Origin of the sequence: Allobosea eneae, from assembly GCF_042657265.1 — a bacterium.
Lineage (GTDB): Bacteria > Pseudomonadota > Alphaproteobacteria > Rhizobiales > Beijerinckiaceae > Allobosea > Allobosea eneae.
Map to the genome: position 1 here is coordinate 18,508 of NZ_JBHSLW010000028.1, position 18,100 is coordinate 36,607.

The following is an 18,100-nucleotide window of genomic DNA, read 5'->3' on the forward strand; positions in this document are numbered from 1 at the left end:
GCGACAGCAAGGGTGCTGTCGCGGTTATGGATCCCGGGCTCCGGCTGTGCCGGCCCCGGGATGACGGAGAGGAAGGCAGGACGATCATGGCTCGCCAGGACATCAACGAGGCTCTCGCGCAGACGGGTTTCCTCTATGGCGGCAACGCGGCCTATATCGAGGACCTCTACGCCCGCTATCAGGCCGATCCCAAGTCGGTCGATCCGGAGTGGCAGGGCTTCTTCTCCGCGCTGAACGACGACAAGCAGGCGATCGTCGACAACGCCAAGGGCGCGTCCTGGAAGAAGCCGAACTGGCCGATCCCGGCCGGTGGCGAACTGGTCTCGGCGCTCGACGGCAACTGGGCCGCGGTCGAGAAGGCCGTCGGCGAGAAGCTTGGCGCCAAGGCCAAGGCCGCCGGCGCGACCCTGTCTGCCGCCGACGTCCAGCAGGCGACGCGCGACTCGGTCCGCGCGATCATGCTGATCCGCGCCTACCGCATGCGCGGCCATCTCCACGCCCAGCTCGACCCGCTGGGGATCGAGAGCCAGAAGGATCCGGAGGAGCTGTCCCCGGCGGCGTTCGGCTTCACCGAGGCCGATCTCGACCGCAAGATCTTCATCGACAACGTGCTCGGCCTGGAGTTCGCCACCATCCGCGAGATGACGGCGATCCTGCAGCGGACCTATTGCCAGACGCTCGGCGTCGAGTTCATGCACATCTCCGATCCCGAGCAGAAGGCCTGGCTGCAGGAGCGGATCGAGGGGCCGGACAAGGAGATCGCCTTCACGCGCGAGGGCAAGAAGGCGATCCTGAACAAGCTGGTCGAGGCCGAGGGCTTCGAGAAGTTTCTCGACCTCAAGTTCACCGGCACCAAGCGCTTCGGCCTCGACGGCGGCGAGTCGCTGATCCCGGCGCTGGAGCAGATCATCAAGCGCGGCGGCGCGCTCGGCGTGCGCGACATCGTCTTCGGCATGGCCCATCGCGGCCGCCTCAACGTGCTGACCCAGGTTCTGGGCAAGCCGCATCGTGCGCTGTTCCATGAGTTCAAGGGCGGCTCCTTCGCCCCCGACGACGTCGAGGGCTCGGGCGACGTGAAGTACCATCTCGGTGCTTCGTCGGATCGCGAGTTCGACGGCAACAACGTCCATATCTCGCTGACCGCGAACCCCTCGCATCTGGAGATTGTCGACCCGGTGGTGCTCGGCAAGGTCCGCGCCAAGCAGGACCAGTTCGGCGACATCGTCGAGCGCTCGAAGGTGCTGCCGCTGCTGATCCATGGCGACGCGGCCTTCGCCGGCCAGGGCGTCGTGGCCGAATGCCTCGGCCTGTCGGGTCTCAAGGGCCACCGCACCGGCGGCTCGCTGCACTTCATCATCAACAACCAGATCGGCTTCACCACCTATCCGCGCTATTCGCGCTCCTCGCCCTATCCGTCCGACGTGGCGAAGATGGTCGAGGCGCCGGTCTTCCATGTGAACGGCGACGATCCGGAAGCGGTCGTCTTCGCCGCGAAGATCGCGATCGAGTTCCGGCAGAAGTTCCACAAGCCGGTCGTGATCGACATGTTCTGCTATCGCCGCTTCGGTCATAACGAAGGCGACGAGCCGGGCTTCACCCAGCCGCTGATGTACCGCAAGATTCGCGGCCACAAGTCGACGCTCGAGCTCTACAGCGCGAAGCTCGAAGCAGAGGGCGTGATCCAGCCGGGCGAGCTCGACCAGATGCGCGCCGCCTGGAAGGAGAAGCTGGAGGTCGAGTTCGACGCCGGCCAGGCCTTCAAGCCAAACAAGGCCGACTGGCTCGACGGCCGCTGGGCCGGCATGAAGGCGATCCGCGCCGACGAGGACGACCCGCGCCGTGGTGCCACCGGCGTTCCGGAAGCGACGCTCAAGGAGATCACGCAGAAGATCACCGAGGTCCCGGAAGGCTTCAACGTCCACAAGACGATCCAGCGCTTCCTCGACAATCGCCGCAAGGCGGTCGAGAGTGGGCAGGGGATCGACTGGGCGACGGCGGAAGCGCTGGCCTTCGGCTCGCTGCTGCTCGACGGCAATCCCGTCCGCCTCTCCGGCCAGGATTGCGAGCGCGGCACCTTCTCGCAGCGCCATTCGGTGCTGATCGACCAGGAGACCGAGGCCCGCCACACCTCGCTGAACAACATCCGCGAGGGCCAAGCGCGCTACGAGGTCATCAACTCGATGCTCTCGGAAGAGGCGGTGCTCGGCTTCGAATACGGCTACACCCTGTCGGAGCCGAACGCGCTGACGATGTGGGAGGCGCAGTTCGGCGACTTCGCCAATGGCGCGCAGGTCGTGTTCGACCAGTTCATCTCCTCGGGCGAGCGCAAGTGGTTGCGCATGTCGGGCCTCGTCTGCCTGCTGCCGCACGGCTATGAGGGCCAGGGTCCCGAGCACTCCTCGGCCCGTCTCGAGCGCTTCCTGCAGATGTGCGCCGAGGACAACATGCAGGTGGCGAACTGCTCGACCCCGGCGAGCTATTTCCACATCCTGCGCCGGCAGCTGAAGCGCGACTTCCGCAAGCCGCTGATCCTGATGACGCCGAAGTCGCTGCTGCGCCACAAGCGCTGCGTCTCCGACCTCAGCGAGCTGGCCGAGGGCTCGAGCTTCCACCGCGTGCTGCACGACGATGCCGAGCGCGGCAAGTCGACGACCAAGCTGGTCAAGGATTCCAAGATCCGCCGTGTCGTGCTCTGCACCGGCAAGGTCTATTTCGACCTGCTGGAGGAGCGCGAGAAGCGCGGCATCGACGATGTCTATCTGATGCGGGTCGAGCAGCTCTATCCGTTCCCGCTGAAGTCGCTGGCGCAGGAACTGGCGCGCTTCAAGAGCGCCGACGTCGTCTGGTGCCAGGAGGAGCCGAAGAACCAGGGTTCCTGGACCTTCGTCGAGCCCTATCTGGAATGGGTGCTGGGCCATGCCGGTTCGAAGTCGAAGCGGCCGCGCTATGTCGGCCGCCCGGCCTCGGCCGCGACCGCGACCGGCCTGATGTCGAAGCACACTGCCCAGCTCAACGCCTTCCTGGACGAGACCTTCGCGGTCTGACCCTACGCCTGATCTAAAAGACACGAGAAGAGGCCTGACATGGCGACCGAAATCCGCGTTCCGACCCTCGGCGAATCCGTTTCCGAGGCCACCATCGGCAAGTGGTTCAAGAAGCCGGGCGACGCGGTGAAGGCGGACGAGCCTTTGGTCGAGCTCGAAACCGACAAGGTGACGCTCGAGGTCAACGCGCCGGCAGCCGGCGTGCTCGGCGAGATCGTCGCCAAGGAAGGCGAGACGGTCGGCGTCAGCGCGCTGCTCGGCACCATCGCGGCTGGCGACGGCAAGGCCGCGGCCGAGCCGAAGAAGGACGACGCGGCGGTCGCTCAGGCCGCGGGCAAGGCCGGCGCCGAGACCTCGGCGGAAGCGCAGAAGAAGGCCGGCGAGGTCGCCGGCGCGACGCCGGTGAAGCCTGCGACCAAGGCGGCCGATTCCGGCCCGGCGGTCTCGCGCCTCGCCGCCGAAAGCGGCGTCGATCCGTCCAGTGTCAGCGCCTCCGGCAAGGATGGCCGCGTCACCAAGGGCGACATGCTGGCAGCGATCGCGACCGGCCCGGCCGTCGCCGCGGCCGCGCCCGCCGCTCCGGTTCAGGTCCGCGCTCCGTCGGCTCCGGACGACGCCTCGCGCGAAGAGCGCGTCAAGATGACCAAGCTGCGCCAGACCATCGCGCGCCGCCTCAAGGAAGCCCAGACCAACGCCGCGATGCTGACCACCTTCAACGAGGTGGACATGACCAACGTCATGGCGCTGCGCAACCAGTACAAGGACGTGTTCGAGAAGAAGCACGGCGTGAAGCTCGGCTTCATGGGCTTCTTCGTGAAGGCCTGCGTGCAGGCGCTGAAGGAAATCCCGGCCGTCAACGCCGAGATCGACGGCACCGATATCGTCTACAAGAACTACTACCACATCGGCGTCGCCGTCGGCACCGACAAGGGCCTGGTCGTGCCGGTGGTGCGCGATGCGGATGAGCTCTCCATCGCCGGCGTCGAGAAGAAGATCGGCGAGTTCGGCAAGAAGGCTAGAGACGGCGCCCTCAAGATCGAGGAGATGCAGGGCGGCACCTTCACCATCTCGAATGGCGGCGTCTACGGCTCGCTGATGTCGACGCCGATCCTGAACGCGCCGCAATCGGCGATCCTGGGCATGCACAAGATCCAGGAGCGGCCGATGGTCGTCGGCGGCAAGATCGAGATCCGCCCGATGATGTATCTGGCGGTCAGCTACGACCACCGCATCATCGACGGCAAGGAAGCCGTCACCTTCCTGGTTCGCGTCAAGGAAGGCCTGGAGGACCCGGCGCGCCTCGTGCTCGACCTCTGAGACCGATCTGAATGGTGATCCCGGCAAAGCTCGTCGCTGGCGGCCTCGTCCTTGCGGGGATCATCAATCTGCTGCCGGTGGTCGGCATGGCGGGCGCTGACTGGCTGCGTTCGCTGTACGGGCTTGAGATCCGAAGCCTCGATCTCGAAATCCTGCTGCGGCATCGCGCCGTCCTGTTCGGTATCGTCGGGGGGCTGCTGCTGGTTGCTGCCTTCCGGCCCGGACTGCGCGATGTGGCCGTGCTCGTCGCTGGTGCGAGCATGATGAGCTTCATCGTGATCGCCCTGCTCGTCGGCGGCTACGGGCCTGCGATTAGGAAGGTCGTGATTGTCGACATTGTTGGGATCTTGGCTCTCGTTCCGGCCATAGTTGCGCGGTCGGCGTCGTCGAGCCGATAGGAAGGGGGACGGAGCATGGCCTTCGGACCTAACCCGCCACCGATCCAGGCGCATCTCTGCGTCAAGGGCGGCGAGGCGGCGATCGTCTTCTACGAGAAGGCCTTTGGCGCGCAGTGCACCTTCAAGGCGATGGCGAAGGACAGCGTGCGCGTGATGCACGCCAATCTCGTCATGTTCGGCAGCGAAGTGATGCTGCATGACGAATTCCCAGAGTTCGGTGACGACGTCATGGCGCCGAACTCGCGCAGCAGTGCCAGCATGGCGATCAGCATCAACCTGCCGAAGCCTGCCGATGTCGATGCCGCCACGGCAAAGGCGCAGGCCGCCGGCGCCGATATCCTGCTCCAGCCCACGGACGTGTTCTGGGGTGCGCGCTATGCAAGGCTGGGCGACCCCTTCGGCCATGTCTGGGCCTTCAACGCGCCGCCGGCGCAACGGTAATCGTAAAGTCTGAACGGAAGAGAGACCATGTCCTACGATCTCGTCGTCATCGGAACCGGCCCCGGCGGCTATGTCTGCGCCATCCGCGCCGCCCAGCTCGGCCTCAAGGTCGCGGTGGTCGAGAAGCGCAAGACCCATGGCGGGACCTGCCTCAATGTCGGCTGCATTCCCTCGAAGGCGCTGCTGCATGCCTCCGAGATGTTCGAGGAGGCCGGCCATACCTTCGAGAGCCTCGGCATCACTGTCGGCAAGCCCAAGCTCGACCTGAAGCAGATGCTGGTCCACAAGCAGGAGACCATCGACGCCAACGTCAACGGCGTCGCCTTCCTGCTGAAGAAGAACAAGATCGACCCGTTCCACGGCACGGCCTCGATCCCGGCCGCCGGCAAGGTCGTCGTCACCGCCGAGGACGGCAAGACGCAGGAGCTGACGACCAAGAACATCGTGATCGCCACCGGCTCTGAATCCGCGGCGCTGCCGGGTGTCACGACCGATGAGAAGACGGTGGTGACCTCGACCGGCGCGCTCGAGCTCACCGCCGTGCCGAAGGAGCTGCTGGTGGTCGGCGCCGGCGTGATCGGCCTGGAGATCGGCTCGGTCTGGGCCCGGCTCGGCGCCAAGGTCACGGTCGTCGAGTTCCTCGACCGCATCCTGCCCGGCATGGATGACGAGATCGCCAAGCAGTTCCAGCGCATCCTGCAGAAGCAGGGCTTCACCTTCCATCTCGGCTCGAAGGTCACCAAGGTCGAGACCGGCAAGAAGGGCGGCGCCACCGTCACGGTCGAGCCGGCAGCAGGCGGCGAGGCCAAGACGCTCAACGCCGACATCGTGCTGGTCGCGATCGGCCGGCGCCCGAACACGGACGGTCTTACCCTCGACAAGGCCGGTGTCGCGACCGAGCGCGGCCGTGTCGTCATCGACGATCACTTCAAGACCAATGTCGACGGCATCTACGCGATCGGCGACGTGGTGCGTGGGCCGATGCTCGCGCACAAGGCAGAGGACGAGGGCGTTGCCGTCGCCGAGATCCTCGCCGGCAAGCATGGCCATGTGAATTACGATGCCATTCCGGGCATCGTCTACACAGCCCCCGAGGTCGCCGCGATCGGCAAGACCGAGGAAGAGCTGAAGGCTGCGGGCATCGCCTACAAGGTCGGCAAGTTCCCGTTCACGGCCAATGGCCGGGCGAGGGCGATGCGGCACACCGACGGCTTCGTCAAGTTCCTCGCCGATGCGGCGACCGACCGCGTGCTCGGCTGCCACATCATCGGCCCGCATGCCGGCGACCTGATCGCCGAGGTGACTGTGCTGATGGAGTTCGGCGGTTCGGCCGAGGATCTCGCCCGCACCTGCCACGCCCATCCGACGCTGGCCGAGGCGGTCAAGGAAGCGGCGCTCGCCGTCGACAAGCGCCCGATCCATATGTGAGCGGGATCATGCACGTCATTCTCGGGCGGCGCTCAGCGCCGGCCCGGAAATCTCGTGCAGGATAGGGCGCCTTCTTGTCCTGAGATGGTCGGATCAAGCCCGACCATGACGGAGCTATCAGCCCCGCCGCGCGCGATAGGCGGTCAGCGTGTTGCGCAGCAGGCAGGCGATGGTCATCGGGCCGACGCCGCCGGGGACGGGCGTGATCGCGCCGGCGACCTCGGCCGCCTCGGCATAATCGACATCGCCGGCGAGTTTGCCGTCGGGCATGCGGTTGATGCCGACATCGATCACCGTCGCGCCCGGCTTGATCCAGTCGCCCTTGACCATGCGCGGCCGGCCCACCGCGGCGACGACGATGTCGGCGCGGTTTACAACCGCCGGCAGGTCGCGCGTGCGCGAATGGGCGATGGTGACGGTGCAGTCGGCCTGGAGCAGGAGCTGCGCCACCGGCCGGCCGACCAGCTCCGAGCGGCCGATGACGACCGCGTCCAGCCCCGACAGCGAGGGCAGCGCCTGCTTCAGCAGCAGCATGCAGCCGAGCGGCGTGCAGGGCACGAGGCCGTTCTTGCCGCCGGCGAGCAGGCCGGCATTGATCGGGTGGAGGCCGTCGACATCCTTGGCCGGGTCGATGGCGTCGATGACGCGGCCGGTGTCGATATGCCTGGGCAGCGGCAGCTGGACGAGGATACCGTCGACGCCGTCATCCGCGTTGAGCTCGGCGATCTTGGCGAGCAATGCCGCCTCGGTGGTTTCCGCCGGCAGGCGATGGGCGACCGAGTTCATGCCGATCTCGGCGGCGAGCTTCTCCTTGGAGGCGACATAGACCTTGCTGGCTGGGTCCTCGCCGACGAGCACGACATGCAGGCCGGGCGCGGGCTTGCCGTTAGCCTTGAGCGCCGCGACCTCGCGGCCGATCTCCGCCCGCAATTCCGCCGCCGCTGCCTTGCCGTCGATGATGCGTGCCGCCATGACCAGCTCCTTGGTGAGGCATCGGATCGAAAAGCGGATTCCTGTTTCCGGTTTGATGCCCTGTGCCGCTCTCTTGCTGCATTGCGACAGGACGGACAAGGGCTGCCTTGCTTTGAATGTCCGGCGGGTGGGGATGCCGCTCGTGCCGCTTGATCGGGACGCAGCGAGCCAGCATGGTCGGCGGGTGATTCAGAGGGCGGCCTGCAAGCCGGAGACGATCGACGTGACCACCGGCTTTGCGGCAATCCCGGCCTCCGGCAGCTATGTGCTGCGCAATGCCCGGGCGCCTGCCTGCCTGGTCGAGGCCGGCAGCCTGGCGAGCGACCGCAACGGCTTGGCGCTGCTCGACATCGCCGTAGAGGATGGCGCTGTCGCCTCGATTCTGCCGGCGGGCACGCCTGCGCTCGATGCCTTGCCCTCGCTCGATCTCGATGGCGGCATCGCGCTGCCACGTCTGGTCGATGTCCACACCCATCTCGACAAGGGCCATATCTGGCCGCGCCGGCCCAATCCGGATGGCAGCTTCATGGGCGCTCTAAGTGCCGTCGCCGCCGATCGCGAGGCGAACTGGTCGGCCGAAGATGTGCGGGCGCGCATGGAATTCGGCCTGCGCTGCGCCTATTCGCACGGCACCGCGGCAATCCGCACCCATCTCGACTCGCTGGGCAAGCAGATCGGCATTTCCTGGCCGGTCTATTCCGAATTGCGCGCCGAATGGGCCGGTCGCATCGCGCTGCAAGCCTCGCCGCTGTTCGGCATCGATGCCGTCGCCGATCCCGTGCATATGCAGGCGATCACACGTGCGGTGACGGACCATGGCGACAGCCTGCTTGGCGCCGTCACCTATATGGTGCCGGAGCTCGATGCCGCGCTCGACACGCTGTTCCGGACCGCGATCGAAAACGGTTTCGATCTCGACTTCCATGTCGACGAGACCAACGATCCGGCGGCGCGCTCGCTCGAGCACATCGCTGACGCAGCCCTGCGCCATCGCTTTCCCGGAAAGATCCTGGTCGGACATTGCTGCTCGCTCTCGCTGCAGCAGCCGCAGGACGAGGCGCGCATCATCGCCAAGGTCAGGGAAGCCGGCATCGCCGTGGTCTCGCTGCCGATGTGCAACATGTATCTGCAGGATCGCCAGCGCGGGCGCACGCCGCGCTGGCGCGGCGTCACCGCGCTACATGAGCTGAAGAGCGCCGGCGTGCCCGTGATGATCGCGTCCGACAACACCCGCGATCCGTTCTACGCCTATGGCGATCTCGATCTCATCGAGACCTTGCGCGAGGGCACCCGCATCCTCCAGCTCGACCATTCCGACCGGGATTGGGCTAGCGTGATCGCGACGACGCCGGCCGATATCATGGGCCTGTCAAGCGCGGGCCGCGTCGCCGTTGGCGGCCCCGCCGATCTGATCCTGACGCGCGCCCGCGACTGGACCGAATTCTTCGCCAGGCCGCAGGTCGACCGGACCGTGCTGGTCAATGGCCGCGCCATCGACCGGACCTTGCCCGACTATCGTGAACTCGATCATCTGATGGCGAGCGCAACCTGACAATGTTACCCGCCATCCCCTCTTCCCGTCATGGTCGGGCTTGTCCCGACCATCCACGTCTTTCTCCGTCGAGGGCGGTGGTCAAGACGTGGATGCTCGCCACAAGGGCGAGCATGACGCCACAGGAATGCCCCGCATGACCGCACGCTACGACATCGACGCTCTGAAGCGCCGACTGAACGGCATCCGCACCGAGGACAATCCGGCGCTCGTCAAGCAGAAGAGCCGCGACTTCTTCTGGTATTCGCCGAAGCTGAAACGGCAGCTCGACCATGTCGTCGCCGACATCATCGTCTCGCCGGTGAGCGAAGCGCAGGTGCTGGAGACGCTCTCGGCGGCGCATGCGCTCGCCATCCCGGTGACTCCGCGCGGCACCGGCACCGGCAATTACGGCCAGGCTATGCCGCTTTCGGGCGGCATCGTGCTCGACCTTTCCGGCTTCAACAAGGTGACCAGCATCGAGGCCGGACGTTATGTCGCCGAGCCCGGCGCCGTGCTGGCCAGGATCGACCAGGAGACGCGCGCCCATTCGCGCCAGGAGATCAGGCTGCACCCTTCGACCTATCACACCGCCTCGGTCGGCGGCTTCATCGCCGGCGGCTCCGGCGGCGTCGGCTCGATCAAATGGGGCGGGCTACGCGACTGGGGCAACATCATCTCGCTGCGCGTTGCGACGATGGAAGGCACGCCGCGCATCCTCGAGCTCCAGGGCGAAGACCTGCACAAGGTCGCCCATGCCTACGGCACCAACGGCATCATCACGCAGGTCGAGATGCCGCTCGGCCCGGCCTATGGCTGGGTCGATGTCATCCTCGGCTTTGGCGAGTTGCGCGCCGCGGCTGAGTTCGCCAACGCGCTCGGCGAGCAGGACGGGCTGGCGCTGAAGAACCTCGCCGTGGTCGCGGCACCTGCGCCGCACGACTATTTCCTGCGCCACAAGAAGTTCCTGCCGCGCGAAAGCCACTGCGTCATGATCATGGTGGCCGATTTCGCGGTCGAATCCATGCTCGCTTTCGCCCGCCGCTTCGGTGGCTCGCAGGTGCTGATGCGCTCCGATAAGCTGACGGCCGAGGAGGCGAAGGGGCTGCCGCCGACCTTCGAGCTCGGCTGGAACCACACCACCTTGCGGGCGCTGCGCGTCGATCCGTCGATCACCTACCTCCAGGTGCTTTATCCCTTCCCGAACCAGGTCGACCTCGTTGACAAGATCCATGCCCGCTTCGGCGACGAGGTCACCTGCCATCTCGAATTCGTCCGCTTCGACGGCAAGATCACCTGCTTCGGCCTGCCCCTGGTGCGCTTCACCAGCGAGGAGCGGCTGGAGGAGATCATGACGATCCATGAGGAGATGGGCGCGCCGATCTTCAACCCCCATCGCTACACGCTGGAAGAGGGCGGGATGAAGCAGACAGACGAGGTCCAGCTCGCCTTCAAGCGCGAGGCCGACCCGCAGGGGCTGCTCAATCCCGGGAAGATGATCGCCTGGGAAGACCCGAACTACGATTACCGTTCGGGCAAGACCTTCCTGTTCAAGGCGCTCGGCGAAGCCGGCGTCGGCGCCTGAGCCCTGCCATGCGCGTGCTTGTCCTCTATGCCCATCCCGATCCTGAAAGCTTCGGGGCGGCGGTGCACGAGACTGTCGTCTCCGGCCTGCGCCGTGCCGGGCATGAGGTCGACGATTGCGACCTCTATGCCGAGGGCTTCGACCCGGTGCTGAGCCGCGAGGAGCGTGTCGGCTATCATGATCTTGCCAGCAATCAGAAGACTGTAGCCGGCTATGTCGAACGTCTGCTGCGGACGGAAGCGCTCTTCCTCTGCTTCCCGGTCTGGAACTACGGCTATCCCGCGATCATGAAAGGCTATTTCGATCGGGTCTTCCTGCCGGGCGTCTCGTTCAAGCTGGTCGATGGCTCGATCCGCCCGAATCTCTGGAATATTCGCCGGCTGACGACGGTGACGACCTATGGCGGCTCGCGCTGGCGCACCTTCCTGATGGGGGATCCACCGCGCCGGCAGATCAAGCGGGGATTGCGAGCGGTGTGCCATCCTGCAGCGCGGGTCTCTTACCTCGCGCATTACGACATGAACCGCTCGACGCCGCAGAGCCGGACAGCCTTTCTCGCCAGAGTTGACGCGGAAATCGCACGGATTCAAAAGCCTGTCTGACAATTGTCATCGGCCTGTCATGAAGGCGGGCGATTGCACAGCCGGCGAAAAGTATCCGCAACCTTTTCCAAGGGCCGGCTCATGACCAAGTCCCTCGAAAAAAGCGTCGGCCGTGCCCTATTGGTGACGGCCCGGCTCCACAGGGCGCGGATGGGCGAGCGGCTCAACGCGCTCGGGCTCTTCCCGGGCCAGGAACAGGCCCTGAAATCCCTGCAGGGCGCCCCGATGACGATGGGCGAGCTTGCGACCCTGCTTCGGGTCAAGCCGCCGACCGTGTCGAAGACGATCGGCAGGCTCTCGCTGCAGGGGCTCGTCACCCGCGAGGGCGGCGGCCGTGACGGCCGGCTGGTGCAGGTGGCCCTGACCGAGAACGGCCAGAAGACCGCGGCGGCGCTCGATGCGGTCTGGAACCAGGTCGAGGAAGAGCTGCTCGAAAAGCTCGACGCCAAGGAGCGCAAGCAATTGCGCAAGCTGCTGCGCAAGGCGTCGAAGGGCCTATCCAAGGCCGGCGCCGATGTCGATGACGGCGAGGACGAAGCTGAAGATGCGGCTTGAGACGCCTCAAGCATCTCTCTGATCAACCCCGCCGTCATTTCGGCCGGAGCGCCAGAATCCATCGTAGAGCACGGCGTCCTCGCTGGTTCCGGAGCTTTGCGGCTTCGCCGCTTGTCCGGAACGACGCCGCGTTATGATTGATCCAGCTCCGGTGACATGACTTGCATGCATTCTCGGGCTGGTTCTAAGCCTTAAATCGGTTCATTGATGTCTCGTCATTCCTCCAGAGCATGACGAGACGCTCAGCCTTGTCGGCCGCTCCCGCTCCGCTTCCGGATACGCGCCGGACACGCCTAACTGCCATCGCTCTGATGAGCGGGGCGATCATCTGCTTTTCCCTGCTCGACGCCTGCGCGAAATGGCTCGGCAGCACGATGCATCCGATGCAGGTCGTCGTGGCGCGCTATCTGGTCAGCGTCGCCCTGGTCTCGATCCTGCTCAACCCTTTCAGCCATCCCGGCATCACCCGGACCAAGCGGCCCTGGCTGCAAGGCTTCCGCTCGCTCCTGCTGCTCGGCTCGACGGCGCTCAACTTTGTCGCCCTGCAATATCTGCAGCTGGCCGAGACGGTCTCGATCATGTTCGCCGGGCCACTGCTGGTGGCCTTGCTGGCTGGGCCGCTGCTCGGCGAGTGGGCCGGGCCGCGCCGGCTGATCGCGATCGGTGTCGGCTTCCTCGGTGTGCTGGTGGTGACGCGACCGGGGCTCGGTGGCTTGCATCCGGCCGCCCTGCTCAGCCTCTGCGGCTGCTTGTGCTACGCCTTTTACGCTTTGTCGACGCGGATGCTTGCGTCGAGCGATTCGCCGCAGACGACGATGTTCTATTCCGGCATCGGCGGGGTGGTGATCATGCTGCCGCTGCTGCCGTTGTACTGGTCCTGGCCTGCGAACTGGCAGAGCTGGCTCTTGATGTGCGGCACCGGCTTTTTCGGTGCGGTTGGTCATTGGCTGCTGATCCTGGCACATCAGCGCGCACCGGCGACGATACTGGCGCCGTTCATCTATTCCCAGATCGTCTGGATGATCCTGCTCGGCTGGTTCGTCTTCGGCCAGATACCCGACCGCTTCACCTTCATCGGCGCGGGAATCGTCATCGCCTCCGGGCTCTATCTGCTCTATCGCGAGCGCATCCGGCACGTACCTGAAGGCTCGGCCCGGCTCGACTGACTCTGGCATGCATCTTGGAGCCTCCACCCGTGGATGGAGGCGATGATGACGGTTTTGCGCCGCAACTGGCTACCGGCTGCCGCGTTCGGCACAGATGTGATCCGGGCCCATCCCGCCACGGCACAGCTGGACTCAGCCGAGCGAAACCTTGCTCTGGCCGGCGACGAAATCCGAGAGCATCGGCACGTAATCCTCGCCCTTGCCGCTGGCGACGGCGGCCGCATAGACGTTCTTGACGGCGCTGCCGACCGGGTTCGGAACGCCGGCGGCGTTCGCGAGGCTTTCCAGATAGCGCACATCCTTCAGCGCGTTGGAGAGCGTGAACTTGTGTGCATCCCGATCGCGTTCGAGGACGTACTTCATGAAGGTTTGGTAGAATCCGCACTCCATGCGCCCGCCGGTGATGACGCTGTCGAAGGTGTGCGGGGTGATGCCGACCTTCTGCGCCAGGGTCAGGGCCTCGGCGTAGATTGCGCCGTAGCCGAGCGAGAGGAAGTTGTTGAGCAGCTTCATCTTGTGGCCGTCGCCGACGGGCCCGAGATGGACGATCTTCTGGGCCCAGGCTTCGCAGACCGGGCGAATGCGTTCGAAAACCGCGCTGTCGGCGCCAATCATCGTCGAGAGTTGACCGAGCTTGGCCTGGGCGGGGGTTCCGCCCAGCGGTGCGTCACAGAGGTGCAGGCCGATGGCTGCGAGCCGTTCCGCCAGAGCGATCGTCGAGACCGGGTCGGAGGTCGAGCAGTCGACGATGACCGTGCCCGGCCTGGCGCCGGCGGCGATGCCGTCTGGGCCGTCGATCACCTGCTCGACCTGCGGCGAGCCGGTGACGCAGAGGAAGATGATGCTGGCTTTCTCGGCGAGCTCCTTCGGCGTGGTGGCTTCCGCAGCGCCCGCAGCCTTCAGCTCCTCGACCGGCCCACGGTTGCGATGGCCCATCACGGTGAGGGGAAAGTCCTTGGCGAGAATGCAGCTCGCCATGCCCTGGCCCATGTAACCGACGCCGATGAAGCCGATCGATTCTTTAGTCGTGCTCATCTTCAGTTTCTCCGAAATCTATGAGATGGAATTACGTCATGCGGAACGATTTGGCCAAGAACTGGTTGAATGCATCGGCTTCTAGGCTTCAGGAGAAGCGATTGATGGCGAATGACGGACACTCGCGCGATCCCTCGGGGGCGGGGAAGGCGGGTGTGAGACCAGGTGGGCGCGGACGCGTTACCTTGCAGATCATCGCCGACCGGCTGGAGGTCTCGACCGCGACGGTCTCGCTCGCGCTGCGTGAAAGCCCGCTCGTCGCCGATGGCACGCGCTTGCGCGTCCAGCAAATCGCGCGCGAGATGGGCTACAGCTACAACCGTAGCGCGGCCTCGCTGCGGACCGACCGGACCAATATCCTCGGCGTCGGCTTCCACGACATCACCAACCCCTATTTTGCCGAGCTGCTTGCGGCGATCGAGGAGACTGCGGCCGCGCATGGCCGCTCGATCCTGCTGGGCACCTATGCCGAGAACCTGCAACGGCAGGACCGCGTGCTCAACACGCTCAAGGAGTATCGCCCGGACGGGATGATCATCTGCCCGGCCGGCGGCACCACGGGCGAGACCTTGCAGCATCTGATGGCGGCGCAGGTGCCGCTGGTCCAGCTCTCCCGTGAGATTCCAGGTATCGGGCTCGATTTCGTCGGCTCCGACGACCGGCATGGCACGGTTCTCGCCGTGGAGCACTTGCTCGGCCTCGGCCACACTCGTATCGCCTTTCTCGGCGAGAGCCCGCTGATCTCGACCGGTCGCAACCGCTATCGTGGCTATTGCGAGACCCTGGCCAAGCACGGGTTGCCGCTCGATCCGACGATCGTCTACTCGGCTTATGGCACGCGCGAAAACGGGCTGAAGGGCGTCCAGAAGGTGCTCGACGCCACGAATCCGCCGACAGCCGCGATCTGCTTCAACGACCTCACGGCCTTCGGTGCAATGCTCGGCCTGCGTCATCGCGGGCTGGAGGCCGGCGCCGATTTCTCGCTGATTGGCTGCGATGACGTGCAGGAAGCCGCGCAGTGGTATCCGGCGCTGACGACGCTGAAGAACTTCCAGGAGGATATGGGGCGCAAATCGGCGGAGATGCTGCTCCAGCGCATCGCCGACCCGTCGGCACCGCCGCAGCGCGCCGTGCTGACGCCGGAGCTGGTGGTGCGCGGGACCACGGCGCCTCCGAAGGCCGCGCGCTGAGACGGAGCTAGGCATCGTTGTCCGGTTTGCGGTTCAGCGCCCGATAGGCGCGTACCACATGCGAATCGTCGCGCCCGCCATGGCCGAGGCCCGAGGCGGCGAGAAACATCTGGTGCGCGGCTGCCGCCAGCGGCAGCGCCGCCTTGGCGGCTCGCCCCGCGTCGAGGACGATGCCGAGGTCCTTGACGAAGATGTCGACGGCGCTGGCGACCGGCGGCTCGTCGTCGAGCATGCGTGGGCCGCGATCCCGCAGCATCCAGGACGAGGCTGCCGAGCCGCCCATGATCTCGAACAGCATCTTGCCGTCGATGCCGGCCTTCTGGGCCAGCGAAAGCGCTTCGGCCGCGACCGCGATATGGACGCCGCAGAGCAGCTGGTTGACGGTCTTCACCGTCGCACCCTGGCCGGGCTTCTGCCCGACATGGAAGACCTTGTCGCCCATGGCGTCCAGCACGGGTTTCGCCTTGGCGAAGCTGTCGGCGGGAGCGGCGACCATGATGGTCAGCGTGCCTCCTTCCGCGCCCTTGACGCCGCCCGAGACCGGCGCGTCCACGAAATGCCGGCCGGTGTTGGTCACGGCGTCGGCGATGGTCTCGACCTCGCCGGGCGGGCAGGTCGCCATCAGGATGACGGTGGCGCCCGGAGCTAGCGCCTCGAGCGCGCCGGCGTCGAACAGGACCGAGCGGGCCTGTGCGGCGTTGACTACCATCAGGACGAGCGCCTCGGCTCCTTCAGCCGCAGCAGCGGCGCTGTCGGCTGTCTGGCCGCCGGCCGCGACAAGCGCAGCACGGGCGCTCTCCCTCATGTCGAAACCGGTGACGCGGAACTGACGCTTGCGGAGGTTCTCGGCCATCGGCGCGCCCATGGCGCCGAGTCCGATGAAGGCGATTGAGGTCACGACGATTTGCCTTGGTTGGAAGGCAGGCGGCCCCGCCACCCGCCGGGAACTACTCCTTCACCGCACCCGTCATCGAGGCGACGTAGTAGTCGACGAAGAACGAATAGAGAATCGCGACGGGGATCGAGCCGAGCAGCGCGCCGGCCATCAGCGAGCCCCAATGGTAGACGTCGCCCTCGACGAGCTGGGTCAGCACGGCGACCGGCACGGTCTTCTTCTCCGCCGACTGGATGAAGGCGAGCGCGTAGATGAACTCGTTCCAGGACAGGGTGAAGGCGAAGATGCCGGCCGAGATCAGCCCCGGCAGGGCAAGCGGCAAGGTGATCTTCCAGAGCGTCTGCAGACGGGTCGCGCCGTCGATCATGGCGCATTCCTCGAGCTCGTAGGGGATCGACTTGAAGTAGCCGATCAGGAGCCAGGTGCAGAACGGGATCAGGAAGGTCGGATAGGTCAGGATCAGCGCGAGCTGCGAGTCGTACAGGCCGAACTGGAAGATCAGTGTCGCCAGCGGAATGAACAGGATCGAGGGCGGCACCAGATAGGCGAGGTAGATGGCGAGGCCGACATAGTTCGAGCCCTTGAACTTCAGGCGCTGGATCGCATAGGCGGCGAGCACGCTGGCGAAGAGCGACAGCGCGGTGGCGACCGTCGCCACCGTCATCGTCGTCAGCAGCCATTGCGGGTAGTCGGTCTGGAAGAGCAGCTTGTTAATATTGTCCAGCGTCGGCGACTTCACCCAGAACGGGTTGTTGTTCTTGTAGTCGAGCAATTCGCCGTTCGGTTTGATCGCCGTGATCGCCATCCAGTAGAACGGGAACAGCAGCACGATCACGAAGAGCGAGAGCGGCAGATAGAGCGTGATGAAGCGACGCGGTCCGGAGGACCAGTCGATCACGCCGGCCCGCTCCTTGTCGACGAGGTGCGGGCGTGGGGCAGGGGTGGCCTGGTCAGTCATTGTCTTCTCCCTGCTGCCATTTGCGGCGGGCGAGCGCGTAGTAGCTGAACAGCGTCGCCATCACGAGGAAGGGGATCATCGCCACCGCGATCGCCGCGCCCTCGCCGAGCTGTCCGCCGGGGATGCCGCGCTGGAAGGCGAGGGTGGCCATGAGGTGGGTCGAGTTGATCGGGCCGCCGCGGGTGATGGCGTAGACGAGCTGGAAGTCGGTGAAAGTGAACAGCACCGAGAAGGTCAGCACGATCGCCAGGATCGGCATCAGCATCGGCAGGGTGACATGGCGGAAGCGCTGCCAGGCATTGGCGCCGTCGAGCATCGCCGCCTCGTAAAGCGCCGGCGAGATCGTCTGCAGGCCGGCGAGCAGCGAGATCGCGACGAAGGGGATGCCGCGCCAGACATTGGCGGCGATCAGCGACCAGCGGGCTGGCCAGGGCGAGCCGAGGAAGTCGATATAAGTGTCGCGCCAGCCGAGCACGTCGACCAGCACATAGGAGATGATCGAGAACTGCGGGTCGTAGATCCACCAGAAGGCGATCGCCGACAGCACGGTCGGCACGATCCAGGGCACCAGGATCAGCGCGCGCAGCAGCGATTTGAACGGCAGATGGTTGTTGAGCAGCAGGGCCAGCCAGAGGCCGAGCCCGAACTTCCCGACGGTCGCGACGCCGGTATAGAGCAACGTGTTCCAGACCGAGGTGATGAAGACCGGGTCGTGCCAGAGCGACTCGAAGTTCTCCAAACCGATGAAGACGCCGCTGCGGCCGATGCGCGTATCGGTGAAGGCGAGCCAGATGCCGAGGCCGAGCGGGTAGCTCAGGAAGACCAATAGCAGGCCGATCGCCGGCAGCAGGCAGATGAAGATCAGGAATGGCTTGTAGTCGAACAGCCTGACCAACCAGCTCTGCGAGAGCTGGGGTGCGGGCCGGGCCTCTGCCGCAATAGTCATGGTGCTTTACTCCGTGATGGAGCCGCGCCGCCGGGCA

The 18,100-nt window shown here is 65.7% G+C and carries 16 protein-coding genes; 11 read left to right on the forward strand and 5 right to left on the reverse strand.

Annotated elements, in window-relative coordinates:
• Positions 1-86: 86 nt before the first annotated feature.
• From ACFPOB_RS16990 to lpdA, 5 genes are read left to right on the forward strand one after another with little or no spacing between them, the layout of a single operon-like run.
• Complete coding sequence (locus ACFPOB_RS16990) at positions 87-3,044, forward strand: 2-oxoglutarate dehydrogenase E1 component (RefSeq protein ID WP_377799596.1); 2,958 nt, start codon at positions 87-89, stop codon at positions 3,042-3,044.
• A 39-nt stretch (positions 3,045-3,083) separates the two neighbouring features.
• Positions 3,084-4,361, forward strand: coding sequence for a 2-oxoglutarate dehydrogenase complex dihydrolipoyllysine-residue succinyltransferase (gene odhB, locus ACFPOB_RS16995; RefSeq protein ID WP_377799597.1), 1,278 nt, complete (start codon positions 3,084-3,086; stop codon positions 4,359-4,361).
• 11 nt (positions 4,362-4,372) lie between these two features.
• Positions 4,373-4,759: a hypothetical protein gene (locus tag ACFPOB_RS17000; RefSeq protein ID WP_377799598.1), complete on the forward strand. Its 387-nt coding sequence runs from the start codon at positions 4,373-4,375 to the stop codon at positions 4,757-4,759.
• Between the two features lie 15 nt (positions 4,760-4,774).
• A complete protein-coding gene (locus ACFPOB_RS17005; RefSeq protein WP_377799599.1) occupies positions 4,775-5,200 on the forward strand; it encodes a VOC family protein in 426 nt (141 codons plus the stop codon).
• A gap of 27 nt (positions 5,201-5,227) precedes the next feature.
• A complete protein-coding gene (lpdA, locus tag ACFPOB_RS17010; RefSeq protein WP_377799600.1) occupies positions 5,228-6,628 on the forward strand; it encodes a dihydrolipoyl dehydrogenase in 1,401 nt (466 codons plus the stop codon).
• Positions 6,629-6,745: 117 nt separating this feature from the next.
• Here lpdA and folD read toward each other — a convergent pair whose 3' ends face one another.
• Positions 6,746-7,600, reverse strand: a complete 855-nt coding sequence (folD, locus tag ACFPOB_RS17015) for a bifunctional methylenetetrahydrofolate dehydrogenase/methenyltetrahydrofolate cyclohydrolase FolD (RefSeq protein ID WP_377799601.1) — start codon at positions 7,598-7,600, stop codon at positions 6,746-6,748.
• 223 nt (positions 7,601-7,823) lie between these two features.
• Between folD and ACFPOB_RS17020 the strand changes: the two genes are divergently transcribed.
• The 5 genes from ACFPOB_RS17020 to ACFPOB_RS17040 all read left to right on the forward strand — a co-directional run bounded on the left by ACFPOB_RS17020 (position 7,824) and on the right by ACFPOB_RS17040 (position 13,039).
• Entirely contained in the window at positions 7,824-9,152 is a 1,329-nt protein-coding gene (locus ACFPOB_RS17020) for a cytosine deaminase (protein ID WP_377799779.1), read from the forward strand.
• Positions 9,153-9,288: 136 nt separating this feature from the next.
• Positions 9,289-10,716, forward strand: coding sequence for an FAD-binding oxidoreductase (locus ACFPOB_RS17025; protein ID WP_377799602.1), 1,428 nt, complete (start codon positions 9,289-9,291; stop codon positions 10,714-10,716).
• A gap of 8 nt (positions 10,717-10,724) precedes the next feature.
• Positions 10,725-11,318 (forward strand): NAD(P)H-dependent oxidoreductase, encoded by a 594-nt coding sequence (locus tag ACFPOB_RS17030; RefSeq protein ID WP_377799603.1) that lies wholly within the window; start codon positions 10,725-10,727, stop codon positions 11,316-11,318.
• 81 nt (positions 11,319-11,399) lie between these two features.
• Positions 11,400-11,873 (forward strand): MarR family winged helix-turn-helix transcriptional regulator, encoded by a 474-nt coding sequence (locus tag ACFPOB_RS17035; RefSeq protein WP_092156821.1) that lies wholly within the window; start codon positions 11,400-11,402, stop codon positions 11,871-11,873.
• Positions 11,874-12,184: 311 nt separating this feature from the next.
• Positions 12,185-13,039 (forward strand): DMT family transporter, encoded by an 855-nt coding sequence (locus ACFPOB_RS17040; RefSeq protein ID WP_377799604.1) that lies wholly within the window; start codon positions 12,185-12,187, stop codon positions 13,037-13,039.
• Positions 13,040-13,171: 132 nt separating this feature from the next.
• Here ACFPOB_RS17040 and ACFPOB_RS17045 read toward each other — a convergent pair whose 3' ends face one another.
• Entirely contained in the window at positions 13,172-14,074 is a 903-nt protein-coding gene (locus ACFPOB_RS17045) for an NAD(P)-dependent oxidoreductase (protein WP_377799605.1), read from the reverse strand.
• A 104-nt stretch (positions 14,075-14,178) separates the two neighbouring features.
• On the opposite strand from ACFPOB_RS17045, the gene ACFPOB_RS17050 reads away from it, so the two are divergent.
• A complete protein-coding gene (locus ACFPOB_RS17050) occupies positions 14,179-15,264 on the forward strand; it encodes a LacI family DNA-binding transcriptional regulator (RefSeq protein WP_377799606.1) in 1,086 nt (361 codons plus the stop codon).
• Between the two features lie 7 nt (positions 15,265-15,271).
• On the opposite strand, the gene ACFPOB_RS17055 is transcribed toward ACFPOB_RS17050, so the two are convergent.
• Genes ACFPOB_RS17055 through ACFPOB_RS17065 form a run of 3 tightly spaced genes read right to left on the reverse strand, consistent with a single transcriptional unit; the run spans position 15,272 to position 18,063 of the window.
• Positions 15,272-16,168 carry an NAD(P)-dependent oxidoreductase gene (locus ACFPOB_RS17055; RefSeq protein ID WP_377799780.1) on the reverse strand — a complete coding sequence of 299 codons (897 nt, stop codon included), beginning with the start codon at positions 16,166-16,168 and terminating at the stop codon, positions 15,272-15,274.
• Positions 16,169-16,211: 43 nt separating this feature from the next.
• The gene (locus ACFPOB_RS17060) at positions 16,212-17,117 is read right to left on the reverse strand and encodes a carbohydrate ABC transporter permease (protein ID WP_377799607.1); all 906 of its coding nucleotides are present in this window, start codon (positions 17,115-17,117) and stop codon (positions 16,212-16,214) included.
• Positions 17,110-18,063, reverse strand: a complete 954-nt coding sequence (locus ACFPOB_RS17065) for a carbohydrate ABC transporter permease (protein ID WP_377799608.1) — start codon at positions 18,061-18,063, stop codon at positions 17,110-17,112. Before ACFPOB_RS17065 ends, ACFPOB_RS17060 begins: the two co-directional genes overlap by 8 nt.
• Between the last annotated feature and the right edge of the window lie 37 nt (positions 18,064-18,100).